The sequence below is a fragment of the Maritalea sp. YIW29 genome (assembly GCF_057219265.1).
In genome coordinates, this window is the sequence record NZ_JBXVVF010000001.1 from 1 (window position 1) to 21,925 (window position 21,925).

Here is a 21,925-nt window from a genome sequence, read left to right on the forward strand (position 1 = left end):
ACGCTCGGCGATCTTTTCTTCCTCGGTCATTTGGTTCACCCGAAGACCGTTCTCCCGGAACACTTCAACCGCACGCGCCATTTCGCCGAGTTCGTCTTTACGTTTGAGTCCCTTAATTTCAGTTTCAAATTCGCCACCAGCAATTTTTTGCATGGTTGCTTCAAGTTTTGTAATGGGGCCGACGATGCCGCGAGAGAAGTAAAATCCTAGCGCAGATGCACCCAGTAGGATGAGCGCCATTAAACCTGAAATCGAATAGACAAGGTTTCGGAGCGGTGCGAATACTTCTGTCTCTGTTTCCAGAGCCAAGATGCTCCATCCAAATTCAGAGACAGATACGGGCTCGACGCGACCACGCACATTTGTTTGGAAGTCTTGGTCAATGAAAGAGTTAAAGCCCTCTGCTGCAGCCAAATCCTGCGTGATCACCATCTCAGGGTTGCGCTGCCCAACGGGTGTTGAGATTCCTAAAACAATGTTACTGCTGTCAACGAGGCGCACTTCGCCTGTTTCGCCAAGCGCTGCTGGATGCCCAAGAGCCTCGATGATAGCGGGCTTATCAATTTGCAGGATAACGGTGCCGATATGATCCCCATAGTGCACGACATTTGCCCAAATGAATTGGGCGGCTGAAGTCTCTTCTGCACCCATTTGAGTTAAGTCGCTGGCAAACAGGTTTTCGCGCGTAATAATAGGTGCAGGCAGGTTTAGCTTGTTGCCAATTTCTGCACCCATGTTGGTTGAGTAAAAGATGGTGCCTTCAGGATCGGCCAGTAGAACACTTGTTAGGCCGTACGAAGTTGCGAGTTCGGAAAATGTTGGTCCAAACTTGGCAAACATTCTGTCGTAGGATGTCTTGTCGCCTTCATTCTTGGACGCGACGTCCCCTCCAGGTCCGTAGTCAGCCCGAATTTGCTCCCCCCAATCTTCGCCATATTTCTTTAGGGAAGAACGAAGGTTTTGAATGGCGGAGATGACATTTGGGTCTCGGGCTTGCGATGAAGCGAGGTCAATACGTTCGTTCACAAAGCTGCTGATATCTTGTTCAGCTTCTTTCGCCACAAACGTCATTCGAGCTTCTGTTTGCTCGGTAATAATATTTGCCGCCGCGATGTAGGATACTATTGCGACCAACAGCCCGGTGCATGCCGAGAAAAACACAAACTTGGCGGGGACACGTAATATTTGCTTGTGAAAAATGCTAGACATCGAAGTTTCCTTGCAACCGGTTGCATACTGCTCATAGGGCGTTTTGAGTCGTTCTGATTAGCATACCTGCAATCGGTTGCAGTTTTATTAATGGTAAATACCTCCCGAAATCTACGTAGGAAAACACGCGCCGCCTTTTTTTTAAGAGAAAGGGATCAGACCTGACGTCGAACACAAAGATGGCGCCGGTGTACCGGCGCCGTTTTCGTTTTTGTTTTAGATGTTTAGCCCAATGTTGGCATTGAGAACTGGGCGTCGTTGCGCACGCCCGTTGGCCAACGGCTCGTGGTTGTTTTCATCCGCGAGTAAAAACGCACGCCTTCCATTCCATGCATATGATGATCGCCGAACAGCGACGCCTTCCAGCCGCCGAAGCTGTAAAAGGCCATTGGAACCGGAATGGGTACATTTATGCCCACCATGCCAACTTCAATATCCTGCGAGAAGGCACGTGCAGTGTCGCCATCGCGGGTAAAGACGGACACGCCGTTTGCATATTCATGTCCGTGAATGAGGTCGACAGCGTCTTGGTAAGACTGGCGACGTACCATGGAAAGTACAGGGCCAAAGATCTCTTCCTTGTAGATCGTCATGTCTTGGGTGACGTTGTCAAATAGAGATCCGCCAATGAAGTATCCGTCTTCGTGGCCTTGAGGCTTTTTGATGCCGCGGCCATCGACCACCAGATTTGCGCCTTGATCGACACCGGCGTCAATATAGGAAGTAACCTTTGACAAGTGCTCACCGGTCACGAGTGGGCCCATTTCCATGCCGGCTTCAAGCGACGGGCCGACTTTTAGAGCTTCAATTTTAGGCACAAGTTTTTCAACCAATGCGTCTGCCACGGCGTCGGTTACGGGCACGGCAACAGAAATGGCCATGCAACGTTCGCCAGCCGAGCCAAAAGCAGCGCCCATTAATGCGTTTGCAGCCATATCCAAGTCGGCGTCTGGCATGATCACCATATGGTTTTTCGCGCCGCCAAGTGCTTGCACGCGTTTGCCGTTGGCCACACCCTTTTGGTGGATATATTGCGCGATGGGTGTTGAACCAACAAAGCTGACCGCTTTAACGTCAGGGTGCTCAAGCAATGCATCAACGGCGACTTTATCGCCGTGCACCACATTAAACACACCGTCTGGCAGGCCAGCTTCTTTTAACCATTCAGCCATCAAGTTGGCGGCGGATGGATCGCGCTCACTTGGTTTCAGGATGAATGTGTTACCAGTTGCGAGCGCCACCGGGAACATCCACATTGGCACCATGGCGGGGAAGTTGAACGGGGTAATGCCAGCCACAACGCCTAGTGCTTGCCGCACCATGTGGCTATCGACGCCTGTGCCGACATTTTCGCTGAACTCACCCTTGATGAGGTGGGGGATGCCGACGGCAAATTCGACGACTTCCAACCCGCGGGTGACTTCGCCCTGGGCGTCGTCAAATGTTTTGCCGTGCTCGTTTGAGATTACGCGAGCGAGGTCATCCAACCGTTCCCACAAGATTGCTTTGTACCGATCCAGAATTCGGGCACGGCGCAATGCAGGTGTTTTTGACCAAGCTGGCCACGCAGCTTTTGCCGCAGCAACGGCTGTGCCGACTTCATCGACACTTGCCAACGCGACCTGCGCGCTGATTTCACCTGTGGAGGGATTGAAAACATCTTTGTGGTTGCCGGATGTGCCTGCAACTTCATTATTGGATATGAAATGGCCAATTTGGGTCATGCGCTGTTTCTCCTAAAGAACTTGCCCAAACTTACAACTTGCAAAATTGAAATTAAATATCCATATTTGATGAACTGAATTTCAAAAACTGGAATAAGATAATGAATTGGGATGATGCGCGTTTGTTTCTGTCGGTTGGTCGACATGGGCAGTTTTTGGCGGCTTCGCGTTCATTAGGTGTCAATCAGGCGACGCTGAGTCGGCGGGTGTCTGCATTGGAACATGCTGTTGGCAGTAAACTATTGGTTCGGCGAACCAATGGATGTGAGTTGACCGATGCAGGCAAAAAACTTTTGGCTTCGCTTGAGCGCGCAGAAAGTGAAATTTTAGTTGGCCTTGAAGGCATGGCCGATAACGATGCGCGGGTGAGCGGAACAGTGCGTATTGGCGCTCCGGATGGTTTCGGTGTTGGGTTTTTGGCACCTCGTTTGTTTGCATTTGGAGACCGTTATCCCGACTTAAAGATTGAACTCGTGCCTGTGCCGCGCAGTTTTTCATTGTCGCTTCGGGAAGCTGATATCGCGATCATGGTCGGGCGTCCGGAAAAGGGTCGGTTGGTTGCGCGCAAGCTCACGGATTATAGTTTGGGGCTTTATGCATCGAAATCCTATCTCGATCGGATGGGGCGGCCAACGGAGCGAGCCGAGCTTTCCAACCATAAACTCATTGGGTTTGTGGACGACCTGATGTACACGCCCTCGCTAAATTACACCCATGAGTTCCTGCGCAATTGGCGGTCCGACTTGGCAATTTCAAGCGCAGCCGGGCAATTGGAAGCGGCAAAGGGTGGGGCAGGGATTGCCATTTTGCACGACTATTTGGCGCTGAGAGAACCAACATTGGAGCCCATCTTAGCCGAGAAAAAGATCGAGCGTTCCTATTGGCTGGCAGTGCATGAAAGCCAACGTGATTTGGCTCGTGTATCCGCCGTCACCAAGTTCCTCGTTGACTTGGTGAAGAGCGAACGCGAGCTATTTTCCTGATTATTTAGTGAGATAATTGCCGTTCGGTCAATGCGTCTAGCTCAGTGCTCAGTTTGTCTCTCGTCCAACCCTGCGTGACGGCCTCTGCCAAGATTTGCTGTTGCGTTTTGGGTGCAAGCCCACCAATCGGTGGATCGCGATCCAAATTTGTGGGGAACGAATAGCCTTCTGCAGTTGCGGCAATGGCATTGACGACATCTTGCTGGCCCAAATTATTGGACGTAAGGGCCGGGAATACACAATTGCTCATGCGTTTCCGGTCTACAATTTCCATAGCTCGTCCGAACGCCGAGGAAATTTGCAACAGATTGGCCATGCGTGAAACATCTGCGGTGACATTCGAACCCGCGGCGTGGAACAGTGCTGGGTTGAAGAAAACGGCATCACCTTTTTCAAGTGGTAACTGAACGCAATTGTCTTCAAAATAGGCGACAAAATCTTTTCTGCGCCAAGCCATATAGCCGGGCTGATATGTCTGAGAAAATGGCAGCAACTTGGTCGGGCCAGTTTCAATCGGCATATCGCAATGGGCGACCGCACCTTGAAGTGTCAGACCAGGTGAAAGATGGTGCATATGCGCAGGGTATCGGCCAGCTTCATCCGCTGATTGGAACCCAAGGTGGTAGTCCCGATGCACTTGTTGGGCTTGGCCGCCAGGGCGCACCACGTTGATTTGCGATGTGACCTGATAGTTTGGCCCCAGCCATGCTTCTGCGGCGAGGGCGACCATATCATTTGCATAATAGCGGGCAAAAACATCGGGCGCTTCAACGCAAAGCTTTTCAAGTGCATTCCAGATCCGGTCATTTGCGCCTTTCGCGGCAAAATGGTCGCCGCCAGAGATCGTCTCGCGTTCATTTTCAATGATCGTATCAAACGCGGCTGACGCATCATCGACCACACCTGTGTCGGTGAACGCACCCTTCATCACAAACACGCCTGCGCCATCCAGCAGCATGCCTGCAAGTTCACTCAATATGCCGCTGCGATTGCTGTTTGTGAGTTGGCGCAAAGTTGCGCACTCATAAATTGGAATGTTTTTGATAATTGAGGCTGCGTTTGGTGCTTCTTCAACGCTAAGTGTGCGTGTCACCAATGGTGCGAAATCTTCAAGGCTGCATTTAGCTTCAGAATAAAACATGTTATTGATCCAAAAAGACGGTTTGTTTTGTATGTGCTGATTTTTGCGCGGCTTCTGCCAGCATTTGGGCTCTAAGAGCGTCGTTGCCCGAGGGCGTTGGCGCAGCGCCATTCCTGACAGCATCAATAAAGTGATCAAGCTCTATGCGGTACGCAGGCATGTAGCGCTCGAGGAAGAAATTCATCAAAGGGGCGTCACGATAACCGTCTCCATTGGCTAGGCGGACCGCATTTTCATGCTGGTTTTTGGCCTGAAGCGCGCCATTTGAGCCATGAACTTCAACCCGTTGATCGTAGCCATAAGTTGCGCGACGCGAGCATGAAATTTGGCAGATTTTGCCGCTTGCGGTTTGAAGTTGAACGACTGCGCTGTCAAAGTCGCCTGCTTCCCCAATTGCTGGATCCACAAGGGCTGCACCCATTGCTTGCACGGAAATTGGCTCTTCTTCTAACAGAAAGCGTGCCATGTCCAAGTCATGGATCATCATATCCGCAAATATGCCACCGGATCGGGCGATGTAAGAAAGCGGCGGCGGACCGGGGTCGCGCGAGATCAGATTGATCATTTCAACATCGCCAATTGCCCCTTGCTTGATTTGCGCTTTCAGTGCACCAAAGTGAGGGTCAAATCGGCGCTGAAAACCAAACATCAGGACTGTTTTTTCGTCCAGTTCAGTAAGGCATTGCTTGATGCGATTAGTGTCCAGATCAAATGGCTTTTCGCAAAGGATCGCCTTGCCCGCTTTTGCGGCGGCCAGGATGAAATCGATGTGTGTATCGGTTGGCGTGCCGATCAATACAGCATCTACATCATCAGCCGAGCAAATCGCATAAGCATCGCGTACCTGAGCGCCATGCTCCTTGGCCAATTGGTTTGCAGAAGCTTCAAGCGCATCTGCCACGGCCACAAGTTCTGCATCGCGGTTTAGGGCAATGCTGCGCGCATGCACTTGGCCAATACGGCCGCAACCTAATAGTCCAATTCTCAGCATTTTAGGCTCTCCCAAAGGCTGTAATCACTGTTTTCGTTGCGTCCCGAACCGGCGTGATTGTTGGTTCCAATAGAGCAACACGATCAAATTTGTCGGGTTGGTCTGCAACCGACTTACGCAACGCATTGCCAAATGCCATGCGCAGTTCGGTCCCAATGTTGAACTTTGAAACACGGCTGGTTTTGGCCAACATTTGGCGCACATCAACGGGTACGCCACTGCCGCCATGTAGCACGAGCGGCAATTGGGTGACGGCTTCGATTTTGCGCAACAATTCGATATTGATGCCTGCGGTCTTTTCCGTTTTCAGGTGCACATTGCCAACCGAAATCGCGAGGGCGTCGGCGCCGGTTTCCTTATCAAATCGCTGGGCTTCTTCAGGCAAAGTACCTGCAGAGGCGGCGCCTTCGGCATAACCTACAAAACCAACTTCACCCTCAACAGAAACACCTGCGGCATGGGCCACTTCAACAATGGCTGCGGTTTTATCGATGTTCTCGGAAATGGGTAATTTTGAGCCATCAAACATCACGGACGTGAAGCCGCTATCGATACCTTCTTGGCATTCCTGAGCTGAATATCCATGGTCAATGTGGCAAACCACGGGCACACTTGCTTGCTCTGCAAGATGGCGAAACATTCTGCCCAAGATTGGCACAGGCGTATGTTTGCGGCAGCCGGGGCCAGCTTGCAAAATTATTGGTATGCCGGTTTCTTCTGCGGCTTCAACATAAGCGCGCGCGTCTTCCCAACCCAAAACGACTAGACCGGCAATTGCGTAGCCGCCCGTCATTGCAGGTTGTAAAACGTCTGCCAGCGAAACTGCACTCATTTAAATTTCGCAATCATGTCTTTGATGCCCGGAATCGTTTCAATCTGATAGGAATGGGTGGGGTGGAAATATTGCACCAGTGAGCGCTGGGATAGGCCACCAAGGATCGTGAAATAATACATTTCGTATCCCGGTGCCGCCACGCAAGGGTGATATCCGTTTTCCAAATAGATCGTAGAGCCGTTCACCAAGTGATAGGCGTCGCCGACCTTGCCTTCTTCACGTTCAACAAGCTGCATACCGAAGCCATGGTCAGGCTTAAACCGATAATTGTAGGTTTCGTCGTGCCGGGTTTCATCGGGCAAACGATCCGTATCGTGTTTGTGCGGTGGAAAGCCTGACCAGCCACCTTGTCCCACGGTATAAAGTTCAGAGACCAACAAGCGACCGACCTTGTCGTGGAGCTTGTTGCCCAGAATATGCTTTATCTTGCGATGGGTTTTTGTATCGTCAGATCCGTATTGCACAAGATCAATATCAGCCGCTCGGATATCAAATGGGTCTAGCGCCTTTTCATATGGTGCTCCGGCGATGAAAACTTCGGCGGTTTCTGATGTGCAAACGAAAGTAACCTTCGCGCTGATCGGTGCGTAGACACCTTCAGGTTCACCATCCCAAACATCTACAGTGCGTTGGCCAATGCCGACATATTTCTGACCCTCAACGTCCACATCGATGGTGCCTGTTGCAGGCACCACGCATGTCTCATAACCCGGCGTTTGATATTCAAATGCATCACCGCGGTTGAGCTTTACTATGTTGAAATAGTTAAGTGGAACGCGGCTGTCATTTACATCAACGATCGGTTTGTTCTGGTTGTCAAATGGCGGAATATGCATGTTAACTCCTATGCGTAAAACCGATCAAACGGCTGAAAGGCCGCTATGATTTTTGATGAATTCTTCTAGTTCCTGGGTGTTCGGCATCGCCGGTGCACAACCTACCCGCTCAACGACATAGGCCGCGGCGGCGGAGCCGTTTTCGACAGCTTTTTGTACTGAGTTTCCTTGCGCGAGTGCAGCAATGAAAGAGCCCATGAACGCATCGCCAGCACCTGTGGGTTTTAGTGCCTTAACTTGAAAAATGCCTGTTCGAAACTCGTCGTCATCAACGAATGTTACCGAACCTTTGTGCCCCATTTTATAGACAGCAATCGACGAGGAAGATTGAGCCAGATGTTTGGCAAAGTCTTGGCCTTGGTCATAGTCGTTTGCCATCACGCCAAATTCGTCATCATTGCCAACAACAATTGAACATTGCTCTGCAACTTCTCGATATGTCGCAGACGCGATCTCATTTGATGGCCAAGAGTAGGGACGATAGTCAACGTCAAAAATGATGGGTAGGCCTGCAGCCTTCGCACGGCCAATTGCTTCCATTGTAGCAGACTTAGATGGCTCTCCTGCTAACGCTGTGCCTGTTAAGATCATCGCGCCATATTGGCTGAAATCAAGATCGGCAAAGTCGGATGAATTTACTTCGAAATCTGCGGCGTTGTTGCGATAGATGACGGATTGATGGTCTTCAACCCGCGTCTCGACAACGGCGAGCGACGTGCGCATTTCACCGTCGACAAGTTTTACATAATCGCGGCCAATATCATAATGGTCCAATTGGTTAAGGACAAAATGACCTATGGCGTCGTTTGACACCGAGGTCACTAAGTCTGCGGAACAGCCGTGCCGGGTTAGGGCGACCGCAATGTTCGCAGATGAGCCGCCAAGACAGGCGAAGAACTGCGAAGCTTCTTTGGTGCGCGTACCTGGAGGGTCAGGATAAAAATCCATCCCAGCACGGCCGAACACGACAAACTTGCGTTGTTGAAGGCGAGAAAAGTCTACCATTATACACCTTTGCGCTGGCGGTGACGCGAGCTTTCCCAGTCCACATGGGCATCTCGAACGTCGCTGCTGTCGCTCACTTCGGGTGTGCCAACTTCCCACCATGCATGGCCCTGCTTGGTCCAGCCTTCATATGGGTCGACTTTGAGTGAAATGACATAAGTTCGCTTGGACGCTTTTGCGCGGGCGAAGGCATCATCGAATTCTTCAATGGTTTGAATTGTCTCGGCTGCAGCACCCATTGAACGGGCATGAGCTTCAAAATCCACTGCAAATGGTTCGCCAACAATATTGCAGTCTTCAATCAGGTTATTGAACGACTTGTTGCCGGTGTTATTTTGCAACTTATTGATGACAGCGAAGCCTCCATTGTCACAGACAATGATGATCATCTTTTTGTTGGTTAGAACCGAAGAATAAATGTCCGAATTCATGATCAAGTATGATCCGTCGCCGGTGAAAACGATCGTGTCATTTTCTGGCGCGTCTTCCATCTGCGCGATACGTGCGCCCCAACCACCAGCAATTTCGTATCCCATACATGAGAAGCCAAATTCGACATCAACAGATGAAAGCGACTTTGTGCGCCAATTTGCGGTGACTTCAGCCGGCAGTCCGCCTGCCGCTGCAACAACCCTGTCGTTGGGTTCGCAAAGCCGATTTACGGCGCCAACCACTTGCGCGTATGACATCGGACGATTGGAGCCATCGGCCCCGTTCGGGGAAATGTTGTCGTCAACATATGCATCCCACTTTTGACGTTCCAATTTTGCCGTTTCTAACCAAGATTTAGGTGCTTGGTAGCTGTCGAGACGTGAAGATAGAATGGGCAAACATAATTTAGCATCGCCAACCACTGGTTTTGCCAAATGTTTACCTGCATCAAATCGACCAACATTTAGGGCGACCAATTTTGCGTCCTGCGCAAAAGCGGTCCATGACCCAGTGGTGAAATCTTGAAGTCGCGTGCCGACAGCCAAAACAAGGTCGGCATTTTCAGCAACATAATTTGCCGAATCTGACCCGGTGACGCCAACAGGACCACAATTCAAATCATGCTCATGCAAAAAATTTGCGCGTCCGGCAATCGTTTCAATAACTGGAATTTGATGCTTTTCAGCAAACGCTTGCAGCTCTTCAGTCGCACCCGAATATTGAACGCCACCACCAGCAATGATGACGGGACGTTCAGCATTTGAAATTGCCTTTGCAGCATCGGCCATCTCGTTTTCATCCGCTGCTTGCCGACGTAGACGATGAACCTTCTTTTCAAAGAACGAGAGCGGGTAATCATATGCCCAGCCCTGCACATCTTGTGGCATGCCGATAAAAGCTGGCCCACAATCAGCAGGATCAAGCATCGTTGCGATGGCGTTCGGCAGTGAATGCAGGATTTGCGCTGGATGTGTGATTCTATCCCAGAAACGCGTGACCGGCTTAAATGCGTCGTTCACGCTTAACGTAGGGTCGTTGAAGTTTTCAACCTGTTGCAATACTGGGTCTGGCAGTCGGGTGTTGAATGTATCACCGCATAAAAACAGAATCGGCAATCTGTTGGCATGGGCCAACCCTGCTGCTGTCACCATATTTGTTGTGCCAGGTCCCGCGGACGCGGACGCAAACATAAACCGTTGGCGTAAGGTCTTTTTTGTATAGGCAATTGCGGCATGGGCCATCGATTGCTCATTTTGACCGCGGTAAAGTGGTAGTTCTTCGCGATGGTTGTAAAGCGCTTCGCCCAAGCAGGAAACGTTGCCGTGGCCAAAAATGCCAAAGCCGCCTGCGCACAGGCGAACAGTTTCGCCCTCAATCTCTATAAATTGCGCGGCCAAATAACGCACAAGTGCTTGCGTCATTGTTAGCCGGATCGTGTCAGCGGTGCCTGACATAAGTTACTCCAAAAATTTCCAGATCGTATGTACAAATTGCGCCATGACAATTTGCTCTTGACGACAAAGCATATTTGGAGTTTACCTATTTTGCAACCGGTTGCAAAAAGAATTTGAAAAAAATGGGGATTTGGGTTGGAAATAGGTATTGGCATCGTTGGTGGCGGCTATATGGGGAAGGCCCATGCGGTTGCAATGAGCGCGGTGGGCACTGTGTTCAACACGAAGTTGCGCCCCCGTTTAGAGATGGTTTGTGCCCGGTCTGAAAAGTCGGCTGACCAGTATAAAGTTGATTTTGGATTTGCGCGTGCAACCACGAATTGGCGTGACCTCGTGTTGGACGACAAAGTTGAAGCAATTGTGATTGCGTCACCCCAAGAAACGCATCGAGAGATTGCAGAATTAGCATTTGCGAACGGCAAGCCTGTTTTTTGCGAGAAACCTCTTGGAGCATCAGTTGAAGACAGCATAGCAATGGTTTCGGCTGCAAAGTCAGCGGGCGTTACAAACATGGTTGGGTTCAACTATATCCGTACACCTGCCAGCCAGTTTGCGCGCAAACTCATTGCTGACGGCAAAATTGGCGACGTAACCTGGTTTCGCGGCGAGCACACAGAAGACTTTTTGGCTGACCCATCATTGCCAGCAAATTGGCGGACAGAAGGACGTGCAAATGGCACAATGGGTGATCTCGCCCCGCACATGATCAATGGTGCTCTAGCGCTTGTTGGGCCAATCACAGAACTGATTGCAGAAATTGAGACAGTTTTTGAGGAACGTTCGTCTGACGAGGGTCCTCAAAAGGTGACCAATGACGACCAAGCACAGATGATGTGCCGGTTTGCATCTGGCGCAATGGGCCATCTTTACTTTTCGCGTACGGCGACGGGTCGAAAAATGGGTTATGCCTATGAAATTACAGGCACAAAAGGCGCCATTCGATTTGATCAAGAAGATCAAAATGCGCTTTGGTTCTATGAAATGAAGGGTCCTGAAGCTGAGCGCGGTTTCAAAAAAATTCTGATTGGGCCAAGCCACCCGGACTATTTGGCGTTTTGTCAGGGGCCGGGCCACGGCACGGGCTATCAGGATCAAATCATCATTGAAGCAAAAGATTTCCTGCAAGCTATTGAAACGGGCGAGGCTGTTTGGCCAACGTTTGAAGATGGGTTGCAAGTAAATAAAATTGTCGAAACAGCGTTTGTTTCGTCGCAAAATAAGAGCTGGCAAAAGGTCAGCGCAAATTGAGTGTTTAATAAGGTCACCGATATGACAATTAAAATTGGTAATGCACCATGTTCTTGGGGCGTTGAATTTGGAGATGATCCACGCAACCCGCATTGGCTAAAAGTCTTGGATGAGTGCAAGCAAGCCGGGTATAAAGGGATTGAGCTGGGTCCTGTTGGATTTATGCCGGAGGAGCCAAACCTTGTCGCTGATGAGTTTGCAATGCGTGAACTCGAGATGATTGGGGGCGTTGTTTTCCGCGCGTTTCATGACCCTGACAAGTGGGATGATGTTATGGATGGTGCAGTGCGCACGTGTAAAGCATTGAGAGCCCATGGTGCCAAGCACCTTGTTCTCATCGATTCTATCTCTCCTAGACGAGCGCCAACCGCTGGGCGTCCGTCAAAAGCTGAAAAAATGGATGATGCGGAATGGCGTGCATATCGCGGTCGCATTGAAGATGTCGCCAAATTGGGTGCACAAGAATATGGGCTAACCCCGTCAATCCATCCCCATGCTGCGGGCTTCATGGATTTTGAAGATGAAGTTGAAAGGCTCTTGGATGAAGTTGATGAGAAGGTGCTTAAGATCTGCTTAGATACGGGGCATTCTCACTATGCGGGATTTGACCCGGTTGCCTTTATGAAGCGCCATATGGATCGAATTTCCTATATGCATTTCAAAGACATAGATCCGAAGGTGAAGGCAGAAACCATCGAGAATCAGGTTGACTTTTACGAAGCCTGCGGCAATGGAATTTTCTGTAATCTTGGGGATGGCGAAACAGATTTTCCAGCAGTGCGTGACATGTTGGTACAGTCAGGATTTGAAGGTTGGTGCACAGTTGAGCAAGATTGTGACCCAGAAGGTGACACTTCACCAGTTAGCGATGCAAAGTTAAATCGCAACTACTTGGCGTCAATTGGTTTTGAATTGGATTGATAAATGACAAAACTTAGATGGGGAATTATCGGCGGCGGTGAAGGCAGTCAAATTGGGCTTGCTCATCGTATGTGCTCTGCGCTTGATGACAAATTCCAGTTTTGCGCTGGCGCGATGGATATCGATCCTGTCCGGGCTAACGATTATGGCGTTCGCTTAGGACTTGATTCTGACAGAGCTTATGGCAGTTGGCAGGAAATGCTGGAAGGCGAAAAGAATCGTGCCGAACGGTTGGATCTTGTAACGGTCGCGACGCCCAACGCGACGCACTTTGAAATCACCAAAGCTTTCTTGGAAAATGGATTTCATGTCCTTTGTGAAAAGCCGATGACGATGACATTGGACGAAGCAAAGGAAATCGTTGCTTTGCAAAAGTCCACGGGGCAAATCTGCGCGGTCAATTATGGCTATTCTGGCTTCCCGATGGTGCGCCAGATGCGCGATATGATTAGGCAAGGTGAGCTGGGTGCGGTGCGTTCGTTTGTGGCTGAGTTCTCGCATGGGTTCCATGCTGATGCGGCAGATGCCGACAATCCGCGTGTTCGTTGGCGTTACGATCCGAAACAGGCCGGTATCTCGGCACAGTTTGCTGATTGCGGCATTCACGCGCTTCATCTCGCAAGCTTCGTTCTGGGGCAAAATCCGGCCAAAGTTTCAGCCGATTTCGCCGCCTGTTTGGAAGGTCGCGAGCTCGAAGACGATGCGCTGGTGGCGTTGCGCATGAACAAAGGTGCGGTTGGCAGATTATGGAGTAGCTCCATTGCCATCGGCCGCATGCATGGTTTGACGCTGCAAGTGTTTGGTGAAAAAGGCGGATTGCGTTGGGCACAAGAACAACCAAACCAACTTTATTGGAACCCGATCAACCAAAGTGTGCAAATATTAGAGCGCGGTCAAAACGGTCTAAGCCAATCTTCATTGGATGCGTCGCGTCTAACAATTGGACACGCTGAAGGGGCACCAGTTGCGTTTGCTAATATCTACAAAAGCATCGCAAAAGACATCGACGCTCGTAAATCGGGTAAGGTCATTTACGCAAAAGATGTCGAATATCCAACGGCTTATGACGGCATGATTTCCATGGCGGCAATCGACGCATCTACCCGTTCAGCGAAAGCTGATAGCGTTTGGACGGACTTGGATATCTAAATAACTTACGATTTTGGGAGGGGGCGCAATGTGCCCCTTTCTTTTACATCGCAGGGAAAAATTCGTGTTTCCAATGCGCGGCCTGGATTTTCTACCATCGACACAACCAGCTCAATTGAGCTTTTGATGATGTCTCGTGTAGGCTGACGAATTGTCGTTAAGTTGTAAGCCTGCCATGAAGCCATCGACATATCGTTGAACCCGATAAATCCAATATCTTCGGGGATACGCAATCCTTTTGACCAGGCTTCATCCATTGCGCCAATGCAGATCAAGTCATCACCGCAAAACATGGCTTCAACTTTTTCTTCTTCCAATAGAGCATGCATCGCGCGCCGTCCGGCATCATATGCATATGCGTCGGCATAGCGAACGCTGGCGATTTCAATTCCATTTTCTTTCATGACTTGGCGAAAGCCTAATTCACGATCTTGAGTTGACGTCGCAAATTTTGGGCCGCCCAAAAAGCCAACAGACTTATATCCATGGTCTATTAGCGTTTGCCCGGCCATGCGTCCGCAAGCTTGGTTATCAATTCCAACCACATGAACATGCTGAGTTGCGTTGAAGCGGCCGAAGGCATGGACGACTGGCACGTCGGCTTTTTTCAATGCGATAGAAAATTCCGGCGGAAGCGTCGATGTCGCTACTATCACACCGTCAACACGATATTGCCGTAGCATTTGAATGGAATTTTCGGGATCGGTTTCATTGGTCAAATTGACCAAAAGCGGCCGAAGGCCTTTTTCTTGCAAGGCTTGGGTGTAAAGGTCAAAGACTTCCAAAAATATTGGGTTTTGGAAGTTGTTTGCGACAAGTCCAATTAGTTTTGTGCGATTTGTCGCCAAACTTCTTGCGATTAAACTGGGGCGATAACCAAGCTCAAGCGCGGCTTTCTCGACCTTCTTTCGTGTTTTGTCGGAAACACTTGCGCCATCTGTGAAAGAGCGAGAAACAGCAGACCTAGACACGCCAGCCAATTTCGCAACTTCTTTTAATGTTATCGCCATGGCCTCTACCATACCTTTTTTGAAAACGATCCGCCGTTCTATCCACATAAAAAACATAAAGTTCAAAACTTATTTTTGCAACCGGTTGCAAAATGAATTCGTTTGTGTTTGATTATATGTGACTGAGCTGTTGTCTAGTTAGATAACAAGTCGTCGTTCTGAATTGGGAGGAAGAAAATGAAGAAATTACTCAAAACCGTTGCTGGCGTAGCCGTAGGTGTTGCTTTGGCGACAACTGGCGTCGTTTCAGCTGCACAGGCTGCAGGCGAAAAGTACATTTTGGTCAGCCACGCTCCAGATAGCGATAGCTGGTGGAACACCATTAAGAATGGTATCGCCCTTGCTGGTGAGCAAATGGGTGTTGAGGTTGAATACCGCAACCCGCCAACTGGTGATCTAGCTGACATGGCTCGTATTATTGAGCAAGCTGCGGCTTCAAATCCAAACGGCATCATCACAACATTGGCTGATTTTGACGTGCTTAGCGGACCAATCCGCGCGGCGGTTGATCAGGGCATCAATGTGATCATCATGAACTCAGGTACACCTGAACAGACACGCGAAGTTGGTGCTTTGATGTTTGTTGGTCAGCCAGAATATGACGCAGGCTTTGCTGCCGGTCTTCGCGCTAAAGGCGATGGCATTGGCTCATTTGTTTGTGTGAACCACGTTATTTCAAACACCGTGGTAGCTGAGCGTTGTCGCGGATTTGCTGACGGTCTTGGTATCGATCTTGGAAGCTCAATGATTGATAGTGGTCAAGATCCTGCTGAGATTAAAAACCGTGTTCAAGCTTACCTAACAGCAAACCCAGATACAGATGCTGTTTTGACACTTGGTCCAACCTCAGCTGATCCAACTCTTCTTGCATTGGAAGAAAATGGCATGGCGGGCGACATCTACTTTGGTACATTTGATCTTGGCGATAACATCGTTAAAGGCATTAAATCAGGTGTTATCCAGTGGGGTATCGACCAACAACCATTCTTGCAGGCTTATCTGCCGGTTGTGATTCTTACCAACTATGACCGTTACGGCGTGCTTCCAGGCAACAACATCAACTCTGGCCCTGGCTTCGTAACTAAAGACGCTTTGGCTAAAGTTGAAGAGTTTGCTGGCGAATATCGCTAGTCGGTAATAGACTGATGGGGTGGTCGGCCTTGCTGACCACCCCTTTTCATTGTTTGAATAGAGGTTTCAATGTCCAACGAAAATGCTCCAGCAGCCCCTGATGAACGGGTTAAAGTTCGTTCTAAGTTCCGCGAGGCACTTATACGCCCGGAATTGGGCGGTATCTGCGGTACAATTCTCGTGTTTGTATTTTTCTTCCTGACGGCATCTGATTCAGGAATGTTCAACTCCCAAGGAGTTATGAACTGGACAATCGTTTCAGCCCAATTTGCAATCATTGCAGTTGGTGCGTGCATGTTGATGATCGCAGGCGAATTTGACTTGTCGGTTGGCTCGATGATCGGCTTTGCTGGCATGCTTATCGCGATCATGTCGATTACCCTTCAACTGCCGGTGTGGATTGCCATATTGGTCACGTTTGTTGTCTGTGTCGCCATCGGTGCGCTCAGTGGGTATGTCGTGGTCCGAACTGGCCTTCCAAGCTTTATTGTTACGCTAGCGTTTTTGTTCATCTTGCGCGGATTTACAATTTTTCTGCCGCAATTGATCGAACGAAAAACGATTATTGGTGGCATTCGCGATGCGGCTGAAGGTGACTGGCTTGCGGCAGTATTTGGCGGCAAAATATTTCAAGACCTGTTCAGCTGGCTCGGTGAAGCCGGACTAATCGCGACGTTTGAACGTGGAACTAAAGCAGGTCTACCTGTCGTTGACGGCATACCGATGCTTATTGTTTGGGCACTGATTCTGATTGTTTTTGGTCATATCGTTTTGACTAAAACTCGATTTGGCAACTGGATCTTTGCCGCTGGCGGAGACGCACAAGCAGCTAGCTATGTTGGAGTTCCCGTCAATCGCGTCAAAATCTTGATGTTCATGTTTACCGCATTTTGCGCGACAGTGTTTGCGACCTGTCAGGTGATGGAATTTGGATCAGCTGGTGCTGACCGCGGGTTGCTTAAAGAATTTGAGGCGATCATTGCCGTGGTAATCGGCGGGGCACTTCTAACGGGCGGTTATGGCTCAGTTATTGGGGCCGCACTTGGTGCCTTGATATTTGGTGTTGTTCAACAAGGCTTGTTCTTTGCCGGTGTTGAAAGCTCGCTATTCCGTGTGTTCCTAGGTCTAATCCTGCTCTTTGCGGTTATTCTGAACACTTACATTCGTCGCATGATCACAGGAGAACGATGAGATGAGTACTCCACTTATTGAACTACGCGATATCCAAAAGCACTTTGGTTCTGTTATCGCGCTTGCAGGTGTTTCGCTCTCTGTAATGCCAGGTGAATGTCATTGCCTTCTTGGTGATAACGGCGCTGGAAAGTCGACCTTTATTAAGACCATGTCGGGTGTTCACCAGCCGACCGAAGGTGAAATCTTGGTCGATGGGGAAAAGGTTGAATTTGGCAACGCTCGCGCGGCAATCGAGGCCGGCATCGCGACCGTTTACCAAGATCTGGCCATGATCCCGCTTATGTCGGTCACGCGCAATTTTTGGATGGGGCGCGAACCCCAGAAAAAGGTTGGCCCGTTCAACTTTATCGATTTTGAACACGCCAATGAGGTCACCATGTCCGAGATGGCCAAAATGGGTATTCGGTTGCGGGAACCAACTCAGGCTGTTGGCACGTTGTCGGGCGGTGAGCGTCAGACCGTTGCTATTGCCCGTGCTGTTCACTTTGGTGCGAAGGTGTTGATTTTGGATGAGCCCACATCAGCTCTTGGCGTACGCCAAACATCCAATGTTCTCGCCACCATCGATAAGGTGCGGAAAAAAGGCATTGGTGTCGTGTTCATTTCGCACAATGTGCGGCATGCGATGGCGGTTGGTGATCGTTTTACCGTGCTTAACCGCGGCAAGACGTTGGGCACTGCAAAGCGCGATGAAATTTCGCCCGAAGAACTGCAAGATATGATGGCTGGTGGTCAGGAACTGGCAACATTGGAAGGTTCATTGGGCGGTACTGTCTAAAACTACGCAAACTCCCTTTAACTAATGTCGCGACGGTTAACTCCATCGCGACATTTTTTTGTCCGGGCTATCCAATTGTATCGCCCAACACGCGCATCCAATTGCCAATTGCAATTTTTTCAATCTGATTGTCACTAAGGCCGCGCGCCGCCAGCCCCTCAAATAATGTGGGCACGCCAGTGATATCGCCGATTGTTTCGGGCATCACAACGCCATCAATATCCGACCCCAACGCCACGCCATCTTCTCCAACCTGATTGACCAAATATTCGAATTGGGAAAGCAGAAGTTCAATTGGTGTGCTGGCATCCAGCAACCCATCCGGCGAGAAAAAGCATGGTGCGTAATTGACGCCGACAACGCCACCGCTATCTGATACGGCTTTGAGCTGTTTGTCGGTTAGGTTTCGTGGCGATGCGCACAAATGGTGCGCATTGGAGTGGGTGGCTACCAGCGGCGCGTTGCTTATTTCGCTGACATTCCAAAAACCTTTTTCGTTGAGGTGAGAAAGGTCGATCAGCATTTTCTTCTCGTTGCATTTTTCGACCAAGTTCTTGCCGAGCGGCGTCAGGCCATCGCCAATGTCTGGCGAACTTGGGAAATGAAATGGCACGCCATTTCCGAAATTGTTATTACGGCTCCATACTGGGCCAATTGAGCGCAGGCCGCGGTCATATAATTCATCCAGCATCTTGAAATCTGGATCGATGCAATCAGCGCCCTCGATGTGCATAATAGCCGCTATGCCGTTTTCTGCTCGTATCTTTTTTATGTCATTTGTGTTGGTGCAAATCGAGAATCGACCGTCCGATTTTTCTTCGATCTGCTTCAGTAGATTAGCCAATTGAAATGTAGAATGCTGCGCGTGTGCGATTGGCAATGCGGGTGGCATCGGCACCTGATAACCGGTTTTTATCTGATAATCAGCAAAGTCATGCTGCTCGGGTGAAGGGGCGAAAATGGCAAAAAAACCGCCTGCAAAGCCTGCTTCAATTGCTCGTGGTAAATCCAAATCAGTTTTAGAGTTCCCGTCAATGAAATGGTGTGCAGAATCTTCGCCGAAATCCTTGAGTAGGCGCAAAAGTGTGTCGTTGTGTCCGTCAAAAAAATCAAATTTATCCAATTTTCTTCCCCAAAAATTCGCTCGATAAAAGGCGCAGTTTGCCTGAGATTTGCGACGCCTCATAAACATAAGACATCAAGATAAAGCACCATCAATTCAACAAGATGCATGTGATAGCGCTACAGTAAACATATGACGTCAGATGTATCAATGGTGGATTCTGGGTTTAGCCGCACGAAATAAATTTCGCTGGTATGTGCTTGACAGCAGCAAATAATCTAGTTCATAAATCAGACGTCTGACGTCTTATATGGCAACTTGAATTGGAATTGTGAACCTGTGTTAAGCAAAGATGCTCTGGAACTAATGCTTGCTCAAGATGATATGGAGCACCCGTTTGGGGCAGCTTCGCCTGCCATTCATCCTTCATCCACATTTGTTTTTCCAAACTATGCTGCATTGGAAGCGCGATATACAGGCAAGAGCAATGCCAATATTTATTCACGAACAGAAAACCCGACGGTTGCTGAGCTAGAGCGCAAGCTCGCGAAGCTCGAACAGGGTGAGGCTGCGATTGCCTTTGGCAGTGGAATGGCAGCGATTTCCAGTTCCATTTTGGCATTTGTGAATGCTGGCGACACAGTTCTGTGCGTCGAGAATGTATATTCGGACGCTTATCGATTTTTTGAGTTGTTTCTGCAGCGATTTGACATTTCGGTTGAATATGTTGACTGCGCCAATTTGGTTGAGCTGGATGAAAAGCTTGCCAGTGCAAAGCTTCTATATATTGAGAGCCCAAACAGTTTTGTGTTTGAAGCGTTCGACCTGCCAGCGATTGCCGGGTTAGCGAAGAAACACGCCGTAACCACAATTTTTGACAATAGTTTCGCATCTCCATTGCTGCAAAACCCACTGTTGATGGGCTTTGATTTGGTGGCCCACTCTGCGTCGAAATATTTGGGTGGCCATTCAGATATTGTTGCTGGCTGCGTTATTGGCAGTGCAAATCTTGTTGATCAAATTCGAGGGCAGTCACTGTCCTTGTTGGGCAGCAAACTATCCGCGATGGAAGCATGGCTGATCCTACGTGGATTACGCACTTTGGGTGTGCGCCTTCGCGAGCATTGTGAAACCGCTGACTTTGTGGCTGCAGGGTTAAAAGACGATCCAAATATTCGCAATATATATCGCCCAGGCGTGAGCGCACCATTGCCCGATGGACTTCGCAGCGGCGGCGGTCTGTTCACAATTGAACTGCAGGACAATGTGGAAATTGCGGCCTTTTGTGACGCGCTAAAAATAGTTCGCCTGGGCGTGAGTTGGGGCGGCTACGAAAGCCTCGCGCTACCAGCGTCAATCGCCAAACGAAGCGATCAGGGCCCGAATGCGATGCATCGATTTGACGTGCCTAAAAACACCATAAGGATTTTCTGCGGCCTTGAAGGCCGTGAAGCAATTCTCAGCGACATCAAGGGCGCACTTGCGTCGGGTGTTTCTGGGAGGACCGAGACTTAGCCAGTTCATGGTCGAGTTAAGACTAACTAGGGAGAAGAGAATAATGATGTTGAAAAAGATTTTGTTGGCAGGTGCTGCTGTATTGGCGCTCACGCCAGCTGCAATGGCCGATGGCAAAAAAGCTGAAGTTCTACACTGGTGGACATCTGCTGGCGAAGCAGCTGCGATCAAGGTTTTCGCGGATGCATACAACGCCAACGGCGGTGAATGGGTTGATAATGGAATTGGTGGCGGTGCCGCTAAGTCGACCTTCATCAACCGTTTGATGGGTGGAGATGCGCCTCAAGTTGGTCAGTTCAACACTTCACGCGAGTTCGAAGAAATCGTTGATGCAGGATTGCTCAATTCACTTGATGAAGAAGCCGCCGCTGGCAATTGGGACAAACTATTTCCAGGTATTTTCAAAGACCTCGTGAAGCGTAATGGTTCGTATTACGCCGTGCCTGTGAACATCCATGGATCAAACTGGATGTGGTACAACATTGAAGTGTTGGAAAGCGCTGGTGTTGAAGCACCTACGGATTGGGATAGCTTCTTTGTTGCTGCAGAAAAACTGAAGGCTGCTGGCGTTGTTCCATTGGCACTTGGTGGTGAAAGCTGGCAGGAACGATTGACGTTTAACGCTGTGTTGTTGAGCGTTGGTGGACAAGAGCTATATTTCAAAGTGTTTAAAGAGCGCGATTTGAATGCCGTTGATTCTGGCATGATGCGTCGGGTATTTGATATTTACTCACGTTTGCGTGCACTTGTTAAAGAAACAGACGCTGGTTCACCTGGCCGTAGCTGGAATGACGCCACGAACATGGTGATATCTGGTAAAGCCGGTATGCAAATCATGGGTGACTGGGCAAAGGGTGAATTCCTAGCCGCTGGTCAAAAACCCGGCGTAGAATATGGCTGTATCCCTGCTGTTATCGAAGGGTCTCCATACATGATTTCTGGCGATGTTTTCGTGTTCCCAAAAACGGGTAACGAGGAAGATCGTGCGGCTCAATCATTGATGGCGACAACAATGATGAACGCTGAAGTTCAAGTTGCGTTTAACAATGTGAAGGGTTCGATCCCAGTTCGACCTGACGTTGACGTTTCCAAGATGGATGTTTGCGGTCAACAAGCGATTAAGCTGACTGCCCGTGATGATACCCATGTTGGTTCAACCAGCATGTATATCTCTGCCGATTTGGCCGGAGCACTTCAGGACATCTACACGCAGTTCTGGAACTCTGAAGATATGAGTGCTGACGATGCGATCGCTCGCATGGTGAACGCCGTTAAAACAATCGACTAATTGTCGATTCTTGCGCCG

General features: G+C 49.5%; 19 protein-coding genes. 9 read left to right on the top strand and 10 right to left on the bottom strand.

Going from position 1 to position 21,925, the window contains the following annotated elements; translation table 11 throughout:
- Both AC2D8L_RS00005 and AC2D8L_RS00010 read right to left on the bottom strand, forming a co-directional pair.
- Positions 1-1,209 (bottom strand): HAMP domain-containing protein (locus AC2D8L_RS00005; RefSeq protein WP_484683398.1); only part of this gene is annotated, 1,209 nt, incomplete at its 3' end.
- A gap of 224 nt (positions 1,210-1,433) precedes the next feature.
- A complete protein-coding gene (locus AC2D8L_RS00010) occupies positions 1,434-2,933 on the bottom strand; it encodes a CoA-acylating methylmalonate-semialdehyde dehydrogenase (RefSeq protein ID WP_484683399.1) in 1,500 nt (499 codons plus the stop codon).
- A 101-nt stretch (positions 2,934-3,034) separates the two neighbouring features.
- Between AC2D8L_RS00010 and AC2D8L_RS00015 the strand changes: the two genes are divergently transcribed.
- A complete protein-coding gene (locus AC2D8L_RS00015) occupies positions 3,035-3,916 on the top strand; it encodes a LysR family transcriptional regulator (RefSeq protein ID WP_484683400.1) in 882 nt (293 codons plus the stop codon).
- A 4-nt stretch (positions 3,917-3,920) separates the two neighbouring features.
- On the opposite strand, the gene AC2D8L_RS00020 is transcribed toward AC2D8L_RS00015, so the two are convergent.
- The 6 genes from AC2D8L_RS00020 to iolD are packed head-to-tail and all read right to left on the bottom strand — an operon-like array spanning position 3,921 to position 10,610.
- The gene (locus AC2D8L_RS00020) at positions 3,921-5,057 is read right to left on the bottom strand and encodes a phytanoyl-CoA dioxygenase family protein (protein ID WP_484683401.1); all 1,137 of its coding nucleotides are present in this window, start codon (positions 5,055-5,057) and stop codon (positions 3,921-3,923) included.
- A 1-nt stretch (position 5,058) separates the two neighbouring features.
- The gene (gene iolG / locus AC2D8L_RS00025) at positions 5,059-6,048 is read right to left on the bottom strand and encodes an inositol 2-dehydrogenase (protein WP_484683402.1); all 990 of its coding nucleotides are present in this window, start codon (positions 6,046-6,048) and stop codon (positions 5,059-5,061) included.
- Between the two features lies 1 nt (position 6,049).
- Positions 6,050-6,880, bottom strand: coding sequence for a class II fructose-bisphosphate aldolase (locus AC2D8L_RS00030; RefSeq protein ID WP_484683403.1), 831 nt, complete (start codon positions 6,878-6,880; stop codon positions 6,050-6,052).
- Complete coding sequence (locus tag AC2D8L_RS00035; RefSeq protein WP_484683404.1) at positions 6,877-7,719, bottom strand: 5-deoxy-glucuronate isomerase; 843 nt, start codon at positions 7,717-7,719, stop codon at positions 6,877-6,879. The genes AC2D8L_RS00030 and AC2D8L_RS00035 overlap by 4 nt, the downstream gene beginning before the upstream one ends.
- A gap of 24 nt (positions 7,720-7,743) precedes the next feature.
- Entirely contained in the window at positions 7,744-8,724 is a 981-nt protein-coding gene (iolC, locus tag AC2D8L_RS00040; RefSeq protein WP_484683405.1) for a 5-dehydro-2-deoxygluconokinase, read from the bottom strand.
- Complete coding sequence (iolD, locus tag AC2D8L_RS00045; RefSeq protein WP_484683406.1) at positions 8,724-10,610, bottom strand: 3D-(3,5/4)-trihydroxycyclohexane-1,2-dione acylhydrolase (decyclizing); 1,887 nt, start codon at positions 10,608-10,610, stop codon at positions 8,724-8,726. The genes iolC and iolD overlap by 1 nt, the downstream gene beginning before the upstream one ends.
- 135 nt (positions 10,611-10,745) lie before the next feature.
- Between iolD and AC2D8L_RS00050 the strand changes: the two genes are divergently transcribed.
- The 3 genes from AC2D8L_RS00050 to AC2D8L_RS00060 are packed head-to-tail and all read left to right on the top strand — an operon-like array spanning position 10,746 to position 13,928.
- Entirely contained in the window at positions 10,746-11,858 is a 1,113-nt protein-coding gene (locus AC2D8L_RS00050) for a Gfo/Idh/MocA family protein (protein WP_484683407.1), read from the top strand.
- A gap of 21 nt (positions 11,859-11,879) precedes the next feature.
- The gene (locus AC2D8L_RS00055) at positions 11,880-12,779 is read left to right on the top strand and encodes a sugar phosphate isomerase/epimerase family protein (protein ID WP_484683408.1); all 900 of its coding nucleotides are present in this window, start codon (positions 11,880-11,882) and stop codon (positions 12,777-12,779) included.
- A gap of 3 nt (positions 12,780-12,782) precedes the next feature.
- The gene (locus tag AC2D8L_RS00060) at positions 12,783-13,928 is read left to right on the top strand and encodes a Gfo/Idh/MocA family protein (RefSeq protein ID WP_484683409.1); all 1,146 of its coding nucleotides are present in this window, start codon (positions 12,783-12,785) and stop codon (positions 13,926-13,928) included.
- A 5-nt stretch (positions 13,929-13,933) separates the two neighbouring features.
- Here AC2D8L_RS00060 and AC2D8L_RS00065 read toward each other — a convergent pair whose 3' ends face one another.
- Positions 13,934-14,938: a LacI family DNA-binding transcriptional regulator gene (locus AC2D8L_RS00065; RefSeq protein WP_484683410.1), complete on the bottom strand. Its 1,005-nt coding sequence runs from the start codon at positions 14,936-14,938 to the stop codon at positions 13,934-13,936.
- 177 nt (positions 14,939-15,115) lie between these two features.
- On the opposite strand from AC2D8L_RS00065, the gene AC2D8L_RS00070 reads away from it, so the two are divergent.
- The 3 genes from AC2D8L_RS00070 to AC2D8L_RS00080 all read left to right on the top strand — a co-directional run bounded on the left by AC2D8L_RS00070 (position 15,116) and on the right by AC2D8L_RS00080 (position 18,041).
- Positions 15,116-16,069 carry a sugar ABC transporter substrate-binding protein gene (locus tag AC2D8L_RS00070; protein ID WP_484683411.1) on the top strand — a complete coding sequence of 318 codons (954 nt, stop codon included), beginning with the start codon at positions 15,116-15,118 and terminating at the stop codon, positions 16,067-16,069.
- A gap of 69 nt (positions 16,070-16,138) precedes the next feature.
- Positions 16,139-17,260, top strand: a complete 1,122-nt coding sequence (locus AC2D8L_RS00075) for an ABC transporter permease (RefSeq protein WP_484683412.1) — start codon at positions 16,139-16,141, stop codon at positions 17,258-17,260.
- Between the two features lies 1 nt (position 17,261).
- Positions 17,262-18,041, top strand: a complete 780-nt coding sequence (locus AC2D8L_RS00080) for an ATP-binding cassette domain-containing protein (protein WP_484683413.1) — start codon at positions 17,262-17,264, stop codon at positions 18,039-18,041.
- 67 nt (positions 18,042-18,108) lie between these two features.
- On the opposite strand, the gene AC2D8L_RS00085 is transcribed toward AC2D8L_RS00080, so the two are convergent.
- Positions 18,109-19,164, bottom strand: coding sequence for a dipeptidase (locus tag AC2D8L_RS00085; RefSeq protein ID WP_484683414.1), 1,056 nt, complete (start codon positions 19,162-19,164; stop codon positions 18,109-18,111).
- A 279-nt stretch (positions 19,165-19,443) separates the two neighbouring features.
- Here AC2D8L_RS00085 and AC2D8L_RS00090 point away from each other — a divergent pair, with 279 nt between their 5' ends.
- The gene (locus AC2D8L_RS00090; RefSeq protein ID WP_484683415.1) at positions 19,444-20,619 is read left to right on the top strand and encodes a PLP-dependent transferase; all 1,176 of its coding nucleotides are present in this window, start codon (positions 19,444-19,446) and stop codon (positions 20,617-20,619) included.
- Between the two features lie 43 nt (positions 20,620-20,662).
- Positions 20,663-21,907 carry an ABC transporter substrate-binding protein gene (locus AC2D8L_RS00095; RefSeq protein WP_484683416.1) on the top strand — a complete coding sequence of 415 codons (1,245 nt, stop codon included), beginning with the start codon at positions 20,663-20,665 and terminating at the stop codon, positions 21,905-21,907.
- Positions 21,908-21,925 lie beyond the last annotated feature (18 nt).